Genomic DNA, 17,283 nt, shown 5'->3' on the forward strand with positions numbered 1-17,283 from the left:
CCCGGCCAACTGCATTGTTGGGCCCGTTAGTTCTCGCTGCGGCTCGGGCGGGGAACGTGCGGGATGTGTATGTGTCAGGTACTGTGGGAGCGCTCCCACAGGTGATGTGTTGAAGAGTCGTCGGTCCGGGCGGGGGTGTCAAGGGCATGGGAGCGGCGAGATGCGTTCAGTTATCGGGCTGTTAACTGGAACCGGGCCGTAACCCGGTGCGGCCCAGGTTGCCACCGGTGGCCGGTCACGTCGCTGCCCGGGACTGTTAAATTCCAGGCCAGCGACAGGACAACGGCGAAAGGCGGAGCCCATGGCAAGCCACGGAGCGCGGGGCCGGAGCGGTGGTCGCCCCACCCTCGAAGAGGTCGCCGCGCGTGCCGGTGTCGGCCGGGGCACGGTGTCCCGCGTGATCAACGGTTCGCCCCGGGTCAGCGACGCCACCCGTGCCGCGGTGGAGGCCGCGGTCGCCGAACTCGGTTACGTCCCGAACACGGCCGCCCGCGCCCTGGCCGCCAATCGGACCGACGCCATCGCCCTCGTCGTCCCCGAGCCGGAGACCCGGTTCTTCGCGGAGCCGTACTTCTCGGACATGCTCAAGGGTGTCGGCGCCGAACTGTCCGACACCGAGATGCAGTTGCTGTTGATCTTCGCGGGCAGCGACCGGGAGCGGCAACGGCTCGCGCAGTACCTGGCCGCGCACCGGGTGGACGGGGTCCTGCTGGTCTCCGTGCACGCCGACGACCCGCTGCCCGACCTGCTGGCCCAGCTGGAGATCCCGGCCGTGATCAGCGGCCCGCGGTCCGCCGCGGAGACCCTGCCCTCGGTGGACGCCGACAACTACGGCGGGGCCCGGCAGGCGGTGGAGCACCTGATCTCCCGGGGGCGCAGGGAGATAGCCCACATCACCGGCCGCCTGGAGGTCTACGGCGCGGCCCGTCGTGCCGACGGCTACCGGGACGCGCTGCGGGACGCCGGGCACAAGGTCGACGAGCAGCTGATCGAACCCGGTGACTTCACCGAGGAGGGCGGCCGGCGGGCGATGACGGAGCTGCTCGGGCGCCGGCCCGGTCTGGACGCGGTCTTCGCGGGCTCGGACGTGATGGCGGCGGGTGCCCGGCAGGCGCTGCGGGAGGCGGGCCGCCGCATCCCGGACGACGTGGCCCTGGTCGGCTACGACGACTCGGCCATCGCCCGCCACATGGAACCGCCGCTGACCAGCGTCCGCCAGCCCATAGAGGAGATGGGCCGCCGGATGATCGACCTGCTGCTGGAGGAGATCGCCGACCGCCGCCCCGCCGCCTCCCGGGGCCTGGAACGGCGCCAGGTGGTCCTGGCCACCGAACTGGCGGAGCGGGCCTCGTCCTGAGGGGGTTCGCCGATGCGGATCATCGCGCCGGGCGGGTCTGGCGGTGCGGGCGGTGGCCCTGAGCGGGTTTGCCTCTGCCGGGTGCCGCACTGACGGGGTTCGCCGGGGTGTCGGCCGCAGTGTTGAGCGGGTTCGCCGGCGTCGGCCGCCGTGGCGGGCGGGTCTGCCGGTGTGGGCCGTCGTGGCGGGCGGGTTGCCGGTGCCGGCTGTCGTGGCTGAGCGGGTTCGTCGGTGCGGGTCATCGTGCTGGGCGGGATCACCAGTGCCCACTGTCGCCCTGAGGGGGTTCCCTGGGTGACGGCCGTCGCGCTGGGGTGGGTTCGCCGGTGCCGACCGCTGTCCTGAGCGGGTTCGCCGTGCCGCTTGCCGCCCTGAGGGGGGTACACCGGGTGTCGGCCGTGGTGCTGGGCGGGATCACCTGTGGTGTCTGCGGCCCCTGGGTGGGCTCAACCGTGCTGCTTGCCGCCTCCGGGTGGGCTCACGCGTGCTGCTTGCCGCCCCCGGGTGGGATCAGCGGTGCCAGCCGCGGCGGGGGCGGCGGGTTGGGCGTTCGGTGTGGTGGGTGATGAGCCAGGCGGCGCCGAGCAGTACCGCTCCGGCCAGCCAGACGAGGACCACCAGCCAGGTCCCGGCCGAGCTGGTGGGGTCGCCGGCCTCCTCGCACAGGTCCCCGACACAGCTCCGTCCACTGTCCTCGGCCGCGTCCAGCGCGACCACCAGCCACAGCAGCATCGCCAGGTTGAAGGCCAGGATCACCCAGGTCAGCAGCCGCCACCGGTGCATCCGTGACGCCATGACGAGCCTCCCGGCCTCAGCTACGGCTCATGTTCCGACGATACGCCCGGCCCGCTCGTCCGGCCGGACCTGCCAGCGCACCTCGCCGTCCTGCCACTGTCCGGTCGGGGCCAGTCCGGCGGCGCGGGCCACGGCCGCGGAGGCCGCGTGATCGGGGTGCACATGGGCGAGAACGGTCCGCGCGCCCTGCCGGACGAGGTGCTCGACCAGCGCGCCGGCGGCCTCCGAGGCGATCCCGCGGCCCTGCCAGCCGGTGCCGACGACCCAGGCGATCTCGGCGCGGTCCCCGGCGACGGTGGCCTGGACGGTCCCGGTCAGCCGGTCCTCGGCGCGCAGCCGCAGTACCCAGTTGTGCCAGGCCACGGCCGGATCGGGGGAGCCGGCGACCAGCCGCTCGTAGCGGGCGCGCAGCGCCTTCGGGGCGGCGGGTTCGCCGCCGATGAAGGTGTGCAGGGCCGGGTCGGCGAGGACGGCGGCCATCTCCTCGGCGTGCTCGACCCGCAGCGGCAGGAGGTCCAGACGGGCGGAGTGCAGGGGCTCGGTCATTCCCGGGAGCGTACGCGGGGGCCCGGGAACGCAGTCAGCCGGTGACCTCTTCCGAGGCCACCGGCTGACTGATCAGGGTGAGTGACGGGACTTGAACCCGCGACTTCCTGGACCACAACCAGGTGCTCTACCAGCTGAGCTACACCCACCATGACCGGCGGTTTCCCTGGTGGTTCACCGACCGGCCGAGAAAAAGTGTACAGGGTCCGAAGGGGTGCTCGCGCCCCCCTTTGCCGGGGCCCGGTTCCGGGCCCGAGCGGGGCGCTACTGAGCAGGCAGGACGTGCTTCGCGGCGATGCCCTTGGCGGTCTCGGAGTCCGGGCCCGGCTGGGGGACGAAGACGGCCTCGCGGTAGTAGCGCAGCTCCGCGATCGACTCCCGGATGTCGGCGAGCGCGCGGTGGTTGCCGTTCTTCTTGGGACTGTTGAAGTAGGCCCGCGGGTACCAGCGGCGGGCCAGCTCCTTGATGCTGGAGACGTCCACGATGCGGTAGTGGAGGTAGTCCTCCAGGGTCGGCATGTCCCGCAGCAGGAAGCCCCGGTCGGTGCCGACGGAGTTGCCGCACAGGGGAGCCTTGCCGGGTTCCTTCACGTGCTCGCGCACGTACGCGAGGACCTGGGCCTCGGCGTCGGCCAGGGTCGTGCCGCCGGCGAGCTCCTCCAGGAGTCCGGACGCGGTGTGCATCTGACGCACCACTTCCGGCATCGTCTCCAGCGCCGTGTCCGGCGGGCGGATCACGATGTCCACACCGTCGCCGAGGATGTTCAGCTCGGAGTCGGTGACGAGGGCGGCCACCTCGATGAGAGCGTCGTCGGACAGCGAGAGGCCGGTCATCTCGCAGTCGATCCACACCATGCGATCGTTCATGCGACCACCCTAAAGCTGACGTCTGCTTTTGGGTGCCACGCGTCGTCGCCGGACCGTCCCGGCCGCGCGTCGGACCCCGGCACGCGAGACGCCGGACGGGCTGGTGTGCCCGTCCGGCGTGTTCCGGCGGTCTCCGCTCAGGTCGCGCTGCGCTGGCCCGGGAGGGTCGCGCGTGGCATGTACGCCTCGCGGCCGTGCTCGGCGGACGCGGTGGCCAGGGCCGGTCCCATCGTGCTCGCCGCGGGAGTGCGACGGGCCTGAAGGGGTACCGGGCCGGGGTCCGGGTGGAGCGTGTGCGTCGGGCCGGGGGCGGTGTCGGCGTCCGCCGTCGGCCGTTCGGGCTGGGGGCGGCGGGCACGGTAGGCCGCGCGGTACGCCGCGGGCGACGAACCGAGCTGGCGGCGGAAGTGCCCGCGCAGTGCCACCGGTGAGCGGAAGCCGCAACGGCCCGCGACCTCGTCCACCGAGTAGTCGGACGTCTCCAGCAGGCGCTGCGCCTGGAGTACCCGCTGGGTGATCAGCCACTGGAGCGGGGCGGACCCCGTCAGCGACCGGAACCGGCGGTCGAAGGTGCGCCGCGACATGTACGCGCGTGCCGCCAGTGTCTCCACGTCGAACTGCTCGTGGAGGTGCTCCAGCGCCCAGGCGACGACCTCGGCGAGCGGGTCGGCGCCGATCTCCTCGGGTAAAGAGCGGTCCAGGTAGCGTTCCTGGCCCCCTGACCGGCGAGGCGGGACGACCAGGCGGCGGGCCAGTGCGCCGGCCGCCTCGTTGCCGTGGTCGGTCCGGACGATGTGGAGACAGAGATCGATGCCCGCCGCCGTGCCGGCGGAGGTCAGTACGTCCCCGTCGTCGACGAACAGCTCTCTGGGATCCACATGCACCGACGGATAGCGCTTGGCCAGCGTCGGCGCGTACATCCAGTGGGTGGTCGCGGGTCGGCCGTCCAGCAGGCCCGCCGCCGCGAGGACGAAGGCGCCGGTGCACAGCCCGACGATGCGGGCGCCTTCCTCGTGCGCCCGGCGCAGTGCGTCGAGCGCCTCCTCCGGTGGCGGCGAGGTGATCGAGCGCCAGGCCGGTACGACGACCGTCCCCGCCCTCGCGATCGCCTCCAGGCCATGTGGCGCGGTGAGTTCCAGGCCCCCTGTGGTCCGCAGTGGGCCGTCCTCGCCGCCGCACACCAGCAGCCGGTAGCGTGGCACGCCGGCGTCCTGGCGGTCGATGCCGAACACCGACAGCGGTATGGAACTCTCGAAGATGGGGCCGCCGCTGAACAGCAGCACCGCGACGATCTCCTTGCGGCGTCGCCCGGAGAGTTTCCGGGCCGCGGCTTCCGGCGCGGCAGTGGAGTCGTGGCTCATCCCTGCTAAGCCCCCCTCGGTGGTCGCGGCTCCTCGGTTGTGTCGCTCCTGCACGTTTCCCCTCGGTCCTGCACGAGTCCCCCGCCGTAGACAGTCAAGATCGAATCTACTGTGTCGCATCGCGCCGCAGTGGCCGGTTCGACACCAGGCGCATTGTCGACTTGGCAACTTGGCGTGAAGCATTCGATCACGAAGCGTTGCACTCCCGGGCCGTGCAGGGAAGTGCGCCTTGTCGCAGTGGCCAATCCACGTAGGGTGCGCGACACCCCCCAGCCCCTTTCCGTGCAGGTGGAACGGGGGTTGGGGGGTGGTTGGGGCAAGGAATGCACAGGGTCCGGAAGTTGGCTGAAAAGAAGCGCTTGAGGGCATGGAAACCGGTCAGCCGCCCGGTGTATTTCCCCCGGGGTGGCGACCGCCCCCGTGCGCGCCCGCCCCGGCGGGCCGGCGGTGCCCGCGCTGCCGCGGGGGTACGGGGTGCTCCTCGGCCGCCGTGGCGGCGGCCACCCGCTCGGAGCGGCGCAGCAGGAACCGGCAGACCGCGGTGACGGCGGCGAGGCCCAGCGCGGTGCCGGCGGCACCGGCCAGCGAGCTGCCGTACCAGAGGAGGACGACCGGGACGAGGACGCACGAGAAGGCCGCCCAGCGGATCACGTCGGTGGTGGTGTCCTGAGGCTGCTGTCCGGTCATGGCGCGCTCCCCGGTGTCGGTGGCTCACGGAGATCAACGCGTGGTCGGGCGGTCGGTCACTGTCCGCCCGTGACCTGTCCGTGACCCGCCCGGCGGCCCCCGGGCGCGAACCCTGTGCAAACCGCCTGTACAGCGCAGCAACCATTGCGTTACGGGCGCCCCCTCGTGCATGCTCCCTGGAACCCCCCGCGGAGCGCAGCGCGGGATCTGGGCTAAGGAGGCGTGCGGCCGTACCCTTGGGGGTATGGGGTTGGGAAGATGATTCCCGGACACAGCTCCGCTGCACACTGTCGTCCCACCCGACACAAGGATCACAACGCCGAGACAGCCATGGCCGGTCACGAATTCTTCGAACCCGCGGACCGCAAGCGGCCCGTCGCCGATCCCACGGCGGCCGAGCCCCTGGCGGCCGAAGAGCCACGTCATTCCTGCGACCCCGCCTTCAAGCACGGCGTCGTGGTCGGCTTCGACGGCTCCACCTCCAGTGAACGCGCCCTCGCCTACGCCATCGGCATGGCCCACCGCTCCGGCTCCGGCCTGATCATCGTGCACGTGGCCAACCGCCTGCCCACCACCGTGTGGGCGGGCTGCGAACCGCCGGTCTTCGTCGACGTGCCGGACCACCGCACCGAGGTGCTCGGACTGGAACTGGCCTGCGCCGACTACCTCTCCGAGGTGCCGTGGATCCTGGTCGAACGCGGCGGTGACATCTGCCACGAACTGGAGGAGGTCGGCCAGGAGTACGAGGCGGACGCGATCGTCGTCGGCTCCACCCACGGCATCGTCGGCCGGATCTTCGGCTCCGTCGCCGGACGGCTCGCCAAGCGGGCCAAGCGGCCGGTCGTCGTCATTCCGTAACTCGCCCTCGTACCAGGCGGGATGAGTCTCCCGCGGGCTCGGCACCCCCGTTTCGCACCCTTCTCGCAGCGCGCGAACCTACTGGCGCGTAGATGTGTTTGTGCCCTTGTGAAGGGCATATAACGCTCACCGCAACTGCACTTGCACGAAGGGAGCCCGCCGTGGACAAAGACGTCTCCGCGGGAAGCGGAATCACCTCTGTGGTCGGCCGACTCGCCCTGGGCGTCACCCTGTTGGCCTTCGGGCTGGGGTACACCGAAGTGATCGAAGGGGTGTCGGCGGCTGATGCCGCGTCAATCGCCCAGTACGTGGGCGGAGTCGCCCTGTTCGTCGCCGGCCTGCTGGCCTTCCGGGACGGGGACTCCGCCGGGGGTACGGCCTTCTCGGCGCTCGGCGCGCTCTGGTTCACCTGGACGGTCTCCGAGGCGGGCTCGGCCAACGGCGCCGGACTGTTCCTGCTGCTGTTCGCCCTGGTGGTGCTCTCGCTGACGCTCGCGGGCGGGGATCAGCTCACCCAGGGCACGTACGGGCTCTTCTTCGTCGGACTGCTGCTCCTGGCGGTGGCGCAGTTCGCGGAGAGCGACCTCCTCGCCAACGCCGGAGGCTGGTTCGCCGTGGCGGCGGGCGCGGTCGCCTGGTACGCGGCGACCGCGGCGCTCGCCCACTGGCCCACGGCGCTGCCGAGGCGGGCTGCCGGCCGTGGCGTGACGGCCACCGGCTGAAAGGGCAGCCGCAGCCGGGGTGTTGGGCGCCCCCGGCGAGCCGAACGGCCCCCCGCGTGACGGGTGGCATCACGTGGGGGGCCGTTCCGGATCGAGAGGGATCCACTCCGGAGAGGGATCCACTCCGGAGAGGGTCTACTCCACCGTCACCGACTTGGCGAGGTTCCGCGGCTTGTCGATGTCCCGGCCCAGGGCCAGCGCCGTGTGGTACGCCAGCAGTTGGAGCGGGATGCCCATCAGGATCGGGTCCAGCTCGTCCTCGTTCTTCGGGACCACGATGGTCTGGTCGGCCTTCTCCTGCTCCTGGTGGGCGACCGCGAGGATCTTGCCGCTGCGGGCCTTGATCTCCTCCATCGCGGCGCGGTTCTTCTCCAGCAGGTCGTCGTCGGGGACGATCGCCACCGTCGGCAGGGCCGGCTCGATCAGGGCCAGGGGGCCGTGCTTGAGCTCGGAGGCGGGGTAGGCCTCCGCGTGGATGTAGGAGACCTCCTTGAGCTTCAGGGACGCCTCACGGGCCACCGGGTAGCCGCGGACCCGGCCGATGAAGAGCATCGAGCGGGCGTCGGCGTAGGACTTGGCCAGCTGCTCGATCTCCGCCTCCTGCTCCATGATCTCGGCGATCTGGGCGGGGAGCTTGCGCAGGCCCGCGATGATCCGCTTGCCGTCGCGGACCGACAGGTCCCGGGTGCGGCCGAGGTGCAGGGCGAGCAGGCCGAAGGCGACCGTGGTGTTGGTGAAGCACTTCGTGGAGACCACGCAGACCTCGGGGCCCGCGTGCACGTAGATGCCGCCGTCCGCCTCTCGGGCGATGGCCGAGCCCACGACGTTCACGATGCCCAGCACCCGGGCGCCCTTGCGCTTGAGCTCCTGGACGGCCGCCAGCACGTCGTAGGTCTCACCGGACTGGGAGACCGCGATGTACAGGGTGTCGGGGTCCACGACCGCGTTGCGGTAGCGGAACTCCGAGGCCGGCTCGGCGTCGGCGGGGATGCGGGCCAGCTCCTCGATCATCTGGGCGCCGATCTGGCCCGCGTGGTACGAGGTGCCGCAGCCGAGGATCTTCACCCGGCGGATCCGGCGCGCCTCACGGGCGTCCAGGTTGAGGCCGCCGAGGTGCACGGTGGAGAAGCGGTCGTCGATCCGGCCGCGCAGCACGCGGTCCACGGCCTCGGCCTGCTCGTGGATCTCCTTGTGCATGTAGGTGTCGTGGCCGCCCATGTCGTAGGAGGCGGCCTCCCACTCCACGGTGGTGGGCTCGGACGTGGTCCGGGTGCCCTCGGTGGTGTAGGTGCGGAAGTCGTCGGCCTTGAGGGTGGCCATCTCGCCGTCGTCGAGGGTCACTATCTGCCGCGTGTGGGCGACCAGGGCGGCGATGTCGGAGGCGACGAACATCTCCTTCTCGCCGATGCCGAGGACGACCGGGGAGCCGTTGCGGGCGACCACGATCCGGTCCGGGAAGTCGGCGTGCAGCACGGCGATGCCGTACGTGCCCTCGATCAGCCGGAGGGTCTCGCGGACCTTGTCCTCCAGCTTCTCCGCCTGGGACCGGGCGATGAGGTGGACCAGCACCTCGGTGTCGGTCTCGGAGAGGAACTCGACACCGTCCGCCTCCAGCTTGCGGCGCAGGTCGGAGGCGTTGTCGATGATGCCGTTGTGGACGACGGCGACCTTGCCGTCGACGTCCAGGTGCGGGTGGGCGTTGACGTCGGAGGGGGCGCCGTGGGTGGCCCAGCGGGTGTGGGCGATACCGGTGGTGCCCTTGAAGCGCGCCGGGACCTTGGCCTCCAGGTCCCGGACCCGGCCCTTGGCCTTGACCGTCCGCAGGCCGGCCGTCTTCGGGGCGGTGATGGCGATGCCCGCCGAGTCGTAGCCGCGGTACTCCAGGCGCTGAAGCCCTTCGAGCAGCAGCGGGGCCACATCACGCCTGCCGATGTATCCGACGATTCCGCACATATGGAGGTAATCCGTTTCCTGGCCGTGGAGCTCAGCCGTAGACGATGCGGCGCAGCTGCCGGAGGCTCAGCTCCGGCGGTGCGACCGCCCGGTATTTCAGGTCCGCCTCGATCCGTTCGAAGATCGTCGCGTTCACCAGGCCCTGGGCCTGGAGCTCGCGGTGGCGGCGACGGACGAACTCCTCGGTCGTCTCGTCGAAGTAGGCGAGCACGTCCTGGACCACCCGCAGCGCCTCGCCCCGGCTCAGGGGCGTGGACCGCGTCAGGTGATCAACAAGTTCGTCGTGCACCCGGTAGATCCTGAGGTACGGGCGAGCCTTTCGCAAGAATCCTGCCCGATTTCGGGCAGGGGCGTGTCAGAGGGCTGGGAACGCGATATGAGGCACCCGTGAGAGCCGTCCCCGGCCTGTGCGGCGGGCCCGCTCACATGCGTTTCAGGACGGCCTGCTTGGCGAGGGTGAACTCCTCCTCCGTCAGGGTGCCGTCCCGGTGCAGTTCGCCCAGCTCGCGCAGTCGGCGCAGCAGCGCGTCGTGGCCGTCCTCGGCGGTGGCGGGGGAGGGCAGCGGGAGGGCCGGGGCGGGCTCCGGTTCCCGCGCGGCGGCGGACGCCGGGTGCGGGAGGCGGACCTGGACCGCCGCCGCCACCAGCGCCATCAGGGGGTCCTTCTTGAAGCCCCACAGCTCGACCGCGTTGGGGTCGTACTTCGGCGGCGCCTTGGTCGGGGCGGTGCGCACGGTGAAGCGGAGGTGGCCGTTCTCCAGGCCGGCCGCCGGGTACCACTCCACGGCGCTGATGTCCGCGAGGCTCAGGGTCCGGGCGCCCGCGGCCGCCTTGGAGTCCTCGGTCTTCCAGTTCCACTCCAGCCGGATCCGCTCGCCGTCGAAGCTCGCGGTGCCGTCCCCGGCGGAGACCGACAGCGGCACCGCCGGACCCGGCAGCAGGTACTCCGAGACCGGGTCGGAGGGCACCTGGTCGAGGGTCAGGGCGGTGCGGACCTCGTCGGTGAAGTACTCGGCGACGCCGTAGCGGCCGGGCTCGACCAGCAGCTGGTAGGGGTCGTGGGGCTCGGTGAGCCGGCCGCCGGTGGCGTGCAGCAGCGGGTCCGCGCCGTCCCGCAGCCGCAGCCTGAGCCGGCCGGCCTTCTTGCCCTGCTCGAACGAGATCCCCGCCAACGCGCCCAGCGGGACGACGAGTTCACCCAGGGTCTTGCGCAGGAGGCTGACGTTCTTGTCCCGGCCGGGCGTCAGCCGCAGCGCGTCCCCGTCGAAGGCCCAGGTGCCGTCCTTCTGGATGATTTCCACCATGAGGGGGATTGTTCCACCGCTTCTGTGATCCATGGATGTGCGGGATGGTGGTCTCTACCAATTCCGAAGGGAGTTCATGTGACACGGCACCACAGAACGACTCCCCGTCTCTCCCGGATCCTCGGTTCCCTGCTGCTCGTCGCGGCGGCCGGAGCCCTCACCTCCGGCGCGGCACCGGCCCCGCCGTCCGCCGCCGCGAGCCCGCTGGACCGGGTGGTCCCGGCCCCCGCCTCGGTGGCGCCGGGCGGATCCCCGTACCGCATCACCGACAGCACCCGTATCCGTGTCGACGGCTCGCGGGAGGTGCGCCGGGTCGGCGAGTACCTCGCGGGCGTGCTGCGGCCCTCCACCGGCTACCGCCTTCCCGTCACCACCCGCGGCGACGGCATCCGGCTGCGGCTCGCCAAGGGGCCGTACGGCGCCGAGGGCTACCGGCTGGACAGCGGCGCCCGGGGCGTCACCATCACCGCGGGCGCGCCCGCCGGCCTGTTCCACGGCGTCCAGACCCTGCGTCAGCTGCTGCCCGCGGCCGTGGAGAAGGACTCCGCGCAGCCCGGCCCCTGGCTGGTCGCCGGCGGCTCGGTCGAGGACCGCCCGCGCTACGCCTGGCGCGGCGCGATGCTGGACGTGTCCCGGCACTTCTTCGGCGTCGCCGAGGTCAAGCGGTACATCGACCAGTTGGCGCTGTACAAGTTCAACAAGCTGCATCTGCACCTCAGTGACGACCAGGGCTGGCGCATCGCCGTCGACTCCTGGCCGCGCCTGACCACCCACGGCGGCTCGACCGAGGTCGGCGGCGGACCCGGCGGCTTCTACACCAAGGCCGACTACCGGGAGATCGTCCGGTACGCGGCCTCCCGGCACCTGGAGGTCGTCCCCGAGATCGACATGCCCGGCCACACCAACGCGGCGCTCGCCTCGTACGCCGAGCTGAACTGCGACGGGGTGGCGCCGCCGCTGTACACCGGCACCGAGGTCGGCTTCAGCTCGCTGTGCGTGTCGAAGGAGATCACCTACGACTTCGTGGACGACGTGATCCGCGAGCTGGCGGCGCTCACTCCGGGCCGGTACCTGCACATCGGCGGGGACGAGGCGCACTCGACCCCGCACGAGGACTACGTGAAGTTCATGGACCGGGTGCAGCCGGTCGTCGCCGCGTACGGCAAGACGGTCGTCGGCTGGCACCAGCTGACCGGCGCGACCCCGGCGAAGGGCGCCCTCGCGCAGTACTGGGGGCTCGACGGCACCAGCCCGCAGGAGAAGGAGCAGGTCGCGGCGGCGGCCCGGAACGGCACCGGGCTGATCCTCTCGCCCGCCGACCGGATCTACCTCGACATGAAGTACGACGCGAGCACCCCGCTCGGCCTGTCCTGGGCGGGCTACGTCGACGTGCGCCGCTCCTACGACTGGGACCCCGGCGCCTATCTGCCCGGGGTGCCCGCCTCGGCGGTGCGCGGGGTCGAGGCGCCGCTGTGGAGCGAGACGCTGGAGACGTCCGCGCACATCGAGTACATGGCGTTCCCGCGGGTCGCGGGCGTGGCCGAGCTGGGCTGGTCGCCGGCGGCCGCGCACGACTGGGAGGCCTACCGGGTGCGGCTGGCCGCGCAGGGCCCGCGCTGGGAGGCGCTGGGCATCGGCTACCACCGGGCGCCGCAGGTGCCCTGGCCGGCCGGGTAAAGGGGGGAGAGAAGGCGGGACGGGCACCCCGGAGGACCGTACTCCGGGGTGCCCGCCGGTCTGTGGGGCCGCTACAGCCCCGCGATCGGGTTCTTCAGCGTGCCGATCAGCTGGAGCGCGCCCGCCGGGTCGGACAGGTCCACCATCTGCTGGTTGTCGCGCAGCTGGAGCCGGTTGAGGCAGGACAGGGCGAACTCGGGGGCGAACATGTCGTACTGGCGGAACTTGTCGGCCAGTTCCGGCACCGCGTCCTGGTACTCGCGGGTGACCTCGGCGACCGTGCGCCAGAACTCGTCCTCCGTGAGCACGCCCTCGGCGGCGAGGTTCGAGGCGAGGAAGCGGAAGAAGCAGTCGAAGACGTCCGTGAAGATGGAGAGGAGTCTGGTGTCCTCGGGGACGTCCACGCGCAGCCGCTCCACCGTCGGCGGCAGCACCGCGTCCGGGTCCATGACCGCGATCTCCTCGGCGATGTCCTTGTAGACCGCGCGCTCGACGGCGCCGTCCTTCAGCACCAGGATCACGTTCTCGCCGTGCGGCATGTACACCAGGTCGTAGGCGTAGAAGCTGTGCAGCAGCGGGGTGTAGTACGCCCGGAGGTAGCGGCGCAGCCACTCGGCGGGCGCCAGCCCGGACCGCTCGATCAGCGCGCCCGCGAAGGAGGCGCCCTCGTGGTCGACATGGACCAGCGAGGCCATGGTGACCAGGGACTCGCCGTCCCGGAGCGAGCCGACCGGGCTCTCCCGCCACAGCGCCGCGAGCATCTTGCGGTACGGCGAGTAGCGGTCCGTGGCGGCCTCGTACTCCAGGTGCCGGTAGCCGACCGCCGCCCGCTCGCGGATGATCGACAGGCCGGTCTCCTTGAGCACCGGGTCGTTCTCGATGAGCTGGGCCAGCCAGTCGTTGATGGCCGGGGTCGCCTCCATGTACGCGGCCGACAGACCGCGCATGAAGCCCATGTTGATCACGGACAGGGCCGTCTTCACATAGTGCTTCTCGGGGCTGGTGGTGTTGAAGAAGGTCCGGATGGACTGCTGGGCCAGGTACTCGTCGTCGCCCTCGCCCAGGCACACCAGGTGCCGGCGGGCGACCTCGGCGGCGAAGGTGACCGTGAGCTTGTTCCACCACTGCCAGGGGTGGACGGGGATGAGGAGGTAGTCGCCCGGGTCCAGGTCCTGCTCGCGCAGGACGCCGTGGAACCGCTCGACGGTCTCCTCGCCCAGCTCCTGGCGGATGAAGGACTCGTACTCCAGGCCCACCCCGGCCGTGAACGCCGCCCGCGAGCGGTGCGCGGCCAGCCACACCAGCCGGACCGGGCTCGCCGTCTCGGGGGCGTACGCCAGGTACTCGTGGACGCCGAAGCCGAGCCGTCCGTTGTTGGCGACGAAGCAGGGGTGGCCCTCGGTCATCCCCGTCTCGACGGCCTGGAAGCCGCGCCGGGCCAGCTCGGCGACCGGGACCTGCTCCTTGCCGAGCTTGTAGCAGGTGCCGGAGAGGGTGGAGGAGATCTCCTCCAGGTAGACCGGCAGGATCGCGTCGCTCAGCCCGAGGGCGGACTTCAGCTCGATGAAGAAGTCCAGCGCGGCGAGTGGGAGTTCGGCGCCTTCCCGGTGCCGGGAGAGGGAGCCGGCGTCGATCTGCCAGTGGTCGAGGGCGCGGCGGACGGCGGTGAACCGGTAGCGGGTCAGACCGTCGTCGCTGCGGACCTCGTAGGCACCGTCGGGGGTGGCCGCCGGGGTGATGAGCCGCTCGTGGGCGAACTCGGCGAGCGCCTTGCGGACCAGCAGCCGGTTGGCGAACTCCCAGCGCTCGGGGGAGAGGTGGGCGACGGACTCGGCGAGGCTCATGCGTGCACCGCCGTCGCCGCGAAGAACTGCTCCCGGGTGCAGAAGCTGAGCAGCGCCTTCTTCTCCGGCTTCTGGATCTCCCGCTCGGGGACGAAGCCGACGGCCGCGTTCAGGGCGTGCACGGCCGTGTTGGAGACGTCCGGCTCCACCACGACCCTGCGGACGGCGGGGTCCTCGAAGAGGTGCGCCATCACGGCGGTGATCACGGACCGGGTGAAGCCGTGCACGGGCCGGTCGGTGGCCGGGGTGAGGAAGTGCATGCCGACGTCGCCGGGCTCCGGCTCGTAGAGGCCGACCAGTTCGCGGTGGGCGGGGTCGTACTTCTCCATCAGGAAGGCGGGGGTGCCGTCGGCGTCCAGGCCGAGCAGGGCGTGGTGGTGCTCGTCGGCCGCGATCTCCATGTAGGCGCGCTCGACGTCCTCCAGCCGGGCGTCCTGCATCATCCAGAACGCCGCCTTGGGGTGGGTGACCCAGGCGTGCAGCAGGACGGCGTCCTTGAGGGGGTCGAGCGGGCGGAAGGTGAAGGTCATACGGCAAACTCCTGGAACGCGATGGTCTTCTCGACCGGGTAGTACTCACTGCCGAGCAGCTCACTGATGATGAAGCTGTTGCGATAGGCACCCATGCCCAGATCGGGGCTGGTGATGCTGTGGGTGTGCACACCGGCGTTCTGGAGGAACACACCCCGGCCGGTCACGTCGATGGCGTAGTTGCGGGCGACGTCGAAGCTGCCCCGCGCGTCACGGACCAGCCGGTCGGCGATCGGAGCGAGGAACTCGGGCTCGGCGTAGGCGTAGCCGGTGGCCAGCACCAGGCCCTCGGTCCGGAGCTCGTACTCCTTGCCCTGCTCCTCCTGGCGGAGGGAGAGGGTGTACGTGCCGTTCTCGTAACGGGCGCCGTTGAGGGCGGAGTTGGTGAGCAGCCGGGTGGGGACCGGGCCGCCGAGGTTCTTCTGGTAGAGCAGGTCGAAGATCTCGTTGATGAGATCGCCGTCGATGCCCTTGAACAGGCCCTTCTGCTGGGCGGTGAGGCGGTAGCGGGTCTCCTCCGGCAGCGCGCGGAAGTAGTCGATGTACTCCGGGGAGGTCATCTCCAGCGTGAGCTTGGTGTACTCCAGCGGGAAGAAGCGCGGGGAGCGGGTGACCCAGTTCAGCCGGTAGCCGTGCACGTCGATCTCGGCGAGCAGGTCGTAGTAGATCTCGGCGGCGGACTGGCCGGAGCCGACGATCGTGATGGAGTCCTTCTTCTGGAGCTCCGCCTTGTTCTGCATGTAGCGGGAGTTGTGGAAGAAGTCGCCGCCGAGGCCCTCGACGGCCGCCGGGTAGTGCGGGGAGGTGCCGGTGCCCAGGACCAGGTGCCGGGCGCGGAAGACCTCGCCGCCCTCGGTGCGCACCGCGTACAGCCCGTCCTCGAAGGTCACCTCGGTGACGGTGGTGCTGAACCGGACGCTGCTCAGCCGGTTCGCGGCCCAGCGGCAGTAGTCGTCGTACTCGACGCGCAGCGGGTAGAAGTTCTCGCGGATGTAGAACGGGTACAGCCGGCCTTTCTCCTTCAGGTAGTTGAGGAAGGAGTACGGCGAGGTCGGGTCGGCGAGCGTGACCAGGTCCGACATGAACGGGGTCTGGAGGTGGGCGCCGTCCAGGAACATGCCCGCGTGCCACTCGAAGTCGGGCTTCGACTCCAGGAAGACACCGTCGAGTTCGTCGATGGGCTCGGTCAGGCAGGCGAGGCCGAGGTTGAAGGGGCCGAGCCCGATGCCCACGAAGTCGTAGGTCTGGTCCGTGGTCTCAGGAAGCGCGGTCAAGGGAGTCTCCCAGGTACTGCTCGGCGTGGCCGGCGATCAGGTCGAGGACGGCGGCGATGTCGGCCGTCGTGGTCTCGGGGTTGAGCAGGGTGAACTTCAGGTAGTGGCGGCCGCCGACCTTGGTGCCCGCGACGACGGCGTCACCGGAGGCGAACAGCGCCTTGCGGGCGTAGAGGTTGGCGCGGTCGATCTCGGCGGGGTCGGTCACGGCGGCCGGGATGTAGCGGAAGACCAGGGTGGACAGGCTCGGCTCGACGACGACGTCGAAGCGCGGGTCGGCGGCGAGCAGTTGCCAGCCCTCGGCGGCCAGGTCGACGACCTCGTCGAAGAGCTGTCCGATGCCGTCGGCGCCCATGACGCGCAGGGTCATCCACAGCTTCAGCGCGTCGAAGCGGCGGGTGGTCTGGAGAGACTTGTCGACCTGGTTGGGGATACGTTCCTGCACCATCCGGCGCGGGTTGAGGTACTCCGCGTGGTAGGTGGCGTGGCGCAGGGTCGCGGCGTCGCGGACCAGGACGGCGGAGGAACTCACCGGCTGGAAGAAGGACTTGTGGTAGTCCACGGTGACGGAGTCGGCCCGCTCGATGCCGTCGATCCGGCCGCGGTGCTTCACCGAGGCGAGCAGCCCGCAGCCGTAGGCGGCGTCCACGTGCATCCAGGTGCCGTACTGCTGGCACAGCTCGGCGATCTCGGGCAGCGGGTCGATGGAGCCGAAGTCGGTGGTCCCGGCGGTGGCGACGACGGCCATGGGCACGAGCCCGGCCTTCTTGCAGCGCTCCAGCTCGTGGGCGAGGGCGACGGTCTGCATGCGCTTGTCGGGGCCGACGGGGACGGTGACCACCGCGTCGGCGCTCAGGCCGAGGAGTTTGGCCGACTTCTTGACGCTGAAGTGGCTGACCTCGGAGGCGAAGACGCGCAGGTCGGCGAGGCGGTCGGCCTTGGCCTCCTCGCGGGCCAGCAGCAGCGCCTGGAGGTTGGACTGGCTGCCGCCGGAGGTGAACACGCCGTCGGCGGCGGGGCCGAGGCCGATGCGGGCGTTGGTCCAGTCGATGAGCTTGCGCTCGATGAGGGTGCCGCCGGCCGACTGGTCCCAGGTGTCCAGGGAGGAGTTGACGGCGGAGAGGATCGCCTCGCCGAGCACCGCCGGTATGACGACCGGGCAGTTGAGGTGGGCGAGGTAGCGGGGGTGGTGGAAGTAGACCGCGTCCCGGAGGTAGACGTCCTCCAGCTCGTCGAGCGCGGCGGCGGTGTCGAGCAGCGGCTTGTCGAGGTCGATCGCGTCGATGGTGGGGGCGAGGGCGTCGACGGAGACACCGGTGAACGGACGTTCGGTGGTGGCGAGTTTGGCCGCCACCCGCTCGACTCCTTCGGTCACGGAGCGGCGGTACCGCTCCGCGGTCGTGTCATTGAGCAGGTGCGAGCGCATGGGGGGTCCTCCGGGGAAGTCCGTGCGGGGTACGAGGGGTGGGGGCGGGGAGAGAGAACGACGCTGATCAACTTAGGTAAGC

The 17,283-nt window shown here is 71.0% G+C and carries 16 protein-coding genes and 1 tRNA gene; 4 read left to right on the plus strand and 13 right to left on the minus strand.

All coding sequences use genetic code 11. The annotated features are described in order from the left end of the window. Nucleotides 1-301: 301 nt before the first annotated feature. On the plus strand, nucleotides 302-1,357 hold the full coding sequence (locus tag AB0E07_RS11570) for a LacI family DNA-binding transcriptional regulator (protein ID WP_362248787.1): 1,056 nt from the start codon (nucleotides 302-304) through the stop codon (nucleotides 1,355-1,357). A gap of 510 nt (nucleotides 1,358-1,867) precedes the next feature. On the opposite strand, the gene AB0E07_RS11575 is transcribed toward AB0E07_RS11570, so the two are convergent. From AB0E07_RS11575 to AB0E07_RS11600, 6 genes are all read right to left on the minus strand, one after another. Continuing rightward, entirely contained in the window at nucleotides 1,868-2,152 is a 285-nt protein-coding gene (locus tag AB0E07_RS11575; RefSeq protein ID WP_362248790.1) for a hypothetical protein, read from the minus strand. A 27-nt stretch (nucleotides 2,153-2,179) separates the two neighbouring features. Continuing rightward, nucleotides 2,180-2,698 (minus strand): GNAT family N-acetyltransferase, encoded by a 519-nt coding sequence (locus AB0E07_RS11580; RefSeq protein WP_362248793.1) that lies wholly within the window; start codon nucleotides 2,696-2,698, stop codon nucleotides 2,180-2,182. Nucleotides 2,699-2,774: 76 nt separating this feature from the next. Next, nucleotides 2,775-2,847 (minus strand) — tRNA-His (locus AB0E07_RS11585). A gap of 115 nt (nucleotides 2,848-2,962) precedes the next feature. Then, nucleotides 2,963-3,565, minus strand: a complete 603-nt coding sequence (gene orn, locus AB0E07_RS11590) for an oligoribonuclease (RefSeq protein ID WP_362248796.1) — start codon at nucleotides 3,563-3,565, stop codon at nucleotides 2,963-2,965. Nucleotides 3,566-3,702: 137 nt separating this feature from the next. Next, complete coding sequence (locus AB0E07_RS11595; RefSeq protein ID WP_362248799.1) at nucleotides 3,703-4,926, minus strand: helix-turn-helix domain-containing protein; 1,224 nt, start codon at nucleotides 4,924-4,926, stop codon at nucleotides 3,703-3,705. 378 nt (nucleotides 4,927-5,304) lie between these two features. Further along, nucleotides 5,305-5,613 (minus strand): hypothetical protein, encoded by a 309-nt coding sequence (locus tag AB0E07_RS11600; RefSeq protein WP_362248802.1) that lies wholly within the window; start codon nucleotides 5,611-5,613, stop codon nucleotides 5,305-5,307. Between the two features lie 330 nt (nucleotides 5,614-5,943). Here AB0E07_RS11600 and AB0E07_RS11605 point away from each other — a divergent pair, with 330 nt between their 5' ends. Together AB0E07_RS11605 and AB0E07_RS11610 are read left to right on the plus strand one after the other, a co-directional pair. Continuing rightward, nucleotides 5,944-6,471 carry a universal stress protein gene (locus AB0E07_RS11605; RefSeq protein WP_362248805.1) on the plus strand — a complete coding sequence of 176 codons (528 nt, stop codon included), beginning with the start codon at nucleotides 5,944-5,946 and terminating at the stop codon, nucleotides 6,469-6,471. Nucleotides 6,472-6,632: 161 nt separating this feature from the next. After that, complete coding sequence (locus tag AB0E07_RS11610) at nucleotides 6,633-7,193, plus strand: GPR1/FUN34/YaaH family transporter (RefSeq protein WP_362248808.1); 561 nt, start codon at nucleotides 6,633-6,635, stop codon at nucleotides 7,191-7,193. Between the two features lie 135 nt (nucleotides 7,194-7,328). Here the strand turns inward: AB0E07_RS11610 and glmS are convergent, their stop codons facing one another. From glmS to AB0E07_RS11625, 3 genes are all read right to left on the minus strand, one after another. After that, nucleotides 7,329-9,146, minus strand: a complete 1,818-nt coding sequence (gene glmS, locus AB0E07_RS11615) for a glutamine--fructose-6-phosphate transaminase (isomerizing) (protein ID WP_362248811.1) — start codon at nucleotides 9,144-9,146, stop codon at nucleotides 7,329-7,331. Between the two features lie 31 nt (nucleotides 9,147-9,177). Continuing rightward, complete coding sequence (locus tag AB0E07_RS11620) at nucleotides 9,178-9,435, minus strand: hypothetical protein (RefSeq protein WP_351924452.1); 258 nt, start codon at nucleotides 9,433-9,435, stop codon at nucleotides 9,178-9,180. A gap of 133 nt (nucleotides 9,436-9,568) precedes the next feature. Further along, the gene (locus tag AB0E07_RS11625) at nucleotides 9,569-10,450 is read right to left on the minus strand and encodes a DUF4429 domain-containing protein (RefSeq protein WP_362248814.1); all 882 of its coding nucleotides are present in this window, start codon (nucleotides 10,448-10,450) and stop codon (nucleotides 9,569-9,571) included. Nucleotides 10,451-10,528: 78 nt separating this feature from the next. Here AB0E07_RS11625 and AB0E07_RS11630 point away from each other — a divergent pair, with 78 nt between their 5' ends. After that, a complete protein-coding gene (locus tag AB0E07_RS11630) occupies nucleotides 10,529-12,127 on the plus strand; it encodes a beta-N-acetylhexosaminidase (RefSeq protein WP_362248817.1) in 1,599 nt (532 codons plus the stop codon). 71 nt (nucleotides 12,128-12,198) lie between these two features. Here the strand turns inward: AB0E07_RS11630 and AB0E07_RS11635 are convergent, their stop codons facing one another. From AB0E07_RS11635 to desA, 4 genes are read right to left on the minus strand one after another with little or no spacing between them, the layout of a single operon-like run. Next, entirely contained in the window at nucleotides 12,199-13,971 is a 1,773-nt protein-coding gene (locus AB0E07_RS11635; RefSeq protein ID WP_362248819.1) for an IucA/IucC family siderophore biosynthesis protein, read from the minus strand. Beyond that, nucleotides 13,968-14,501 (minus strand): GNAT family N-acetyltransferase, encoded by a 534-nt coding sequence (locus AB0E07_RS11640; RefSeq protein WP_362248822.1) that lies wholly within the window; start codon nucleotides 14,499-14,501, stop codon nucleotides 13,968-13,970. Before AB0E07_RS11640 ends, AB0E07_RS11635 begins: the two co-directional genes overlap by 4 nt. Beyond that, nucleotides 14,498-15,775, minus strand: coding sequence for a lysine N(6)-hydroxylase/L-ornithine N(5)-oxygenase family protein (locus tag AB0E07_RS11645; RefSeq protein WP_362248825.1), 1,278 nt, complete (start codon nucleotides 15,773-15,775; stop codon nucleotides 14,498-14,500). Before AB0E07_RS11645 ends, AB0E07_RS11640 begins: the two co-directional genes overlap by 4 nt. Then, entirely contained in the window at nucleotides 15,759-17,201 is a 1,443-nt protein-coding gene (gene desA, locus AB0E07_RS11650) for a lysine decarboxylase DesA (protein ID WP_362248828.1), read from the minus strand. The genes AB0E07_RS11645 and desA overlap by 17 nt, the downstream gene beginning before the upstream one ends. Nucleotides 17,202-17,283: the final 82 nt, after the last annotated feature.

Source organism: Streptomyces sp. NPDC048002, assembly GCF_040653275.1.
Taxonomy (GTDB): domain Bacteria; phylum Actinomycetota; class Actinomycetes; order Streptomycetales; family Streptomycetaceae; genus Streptomyces.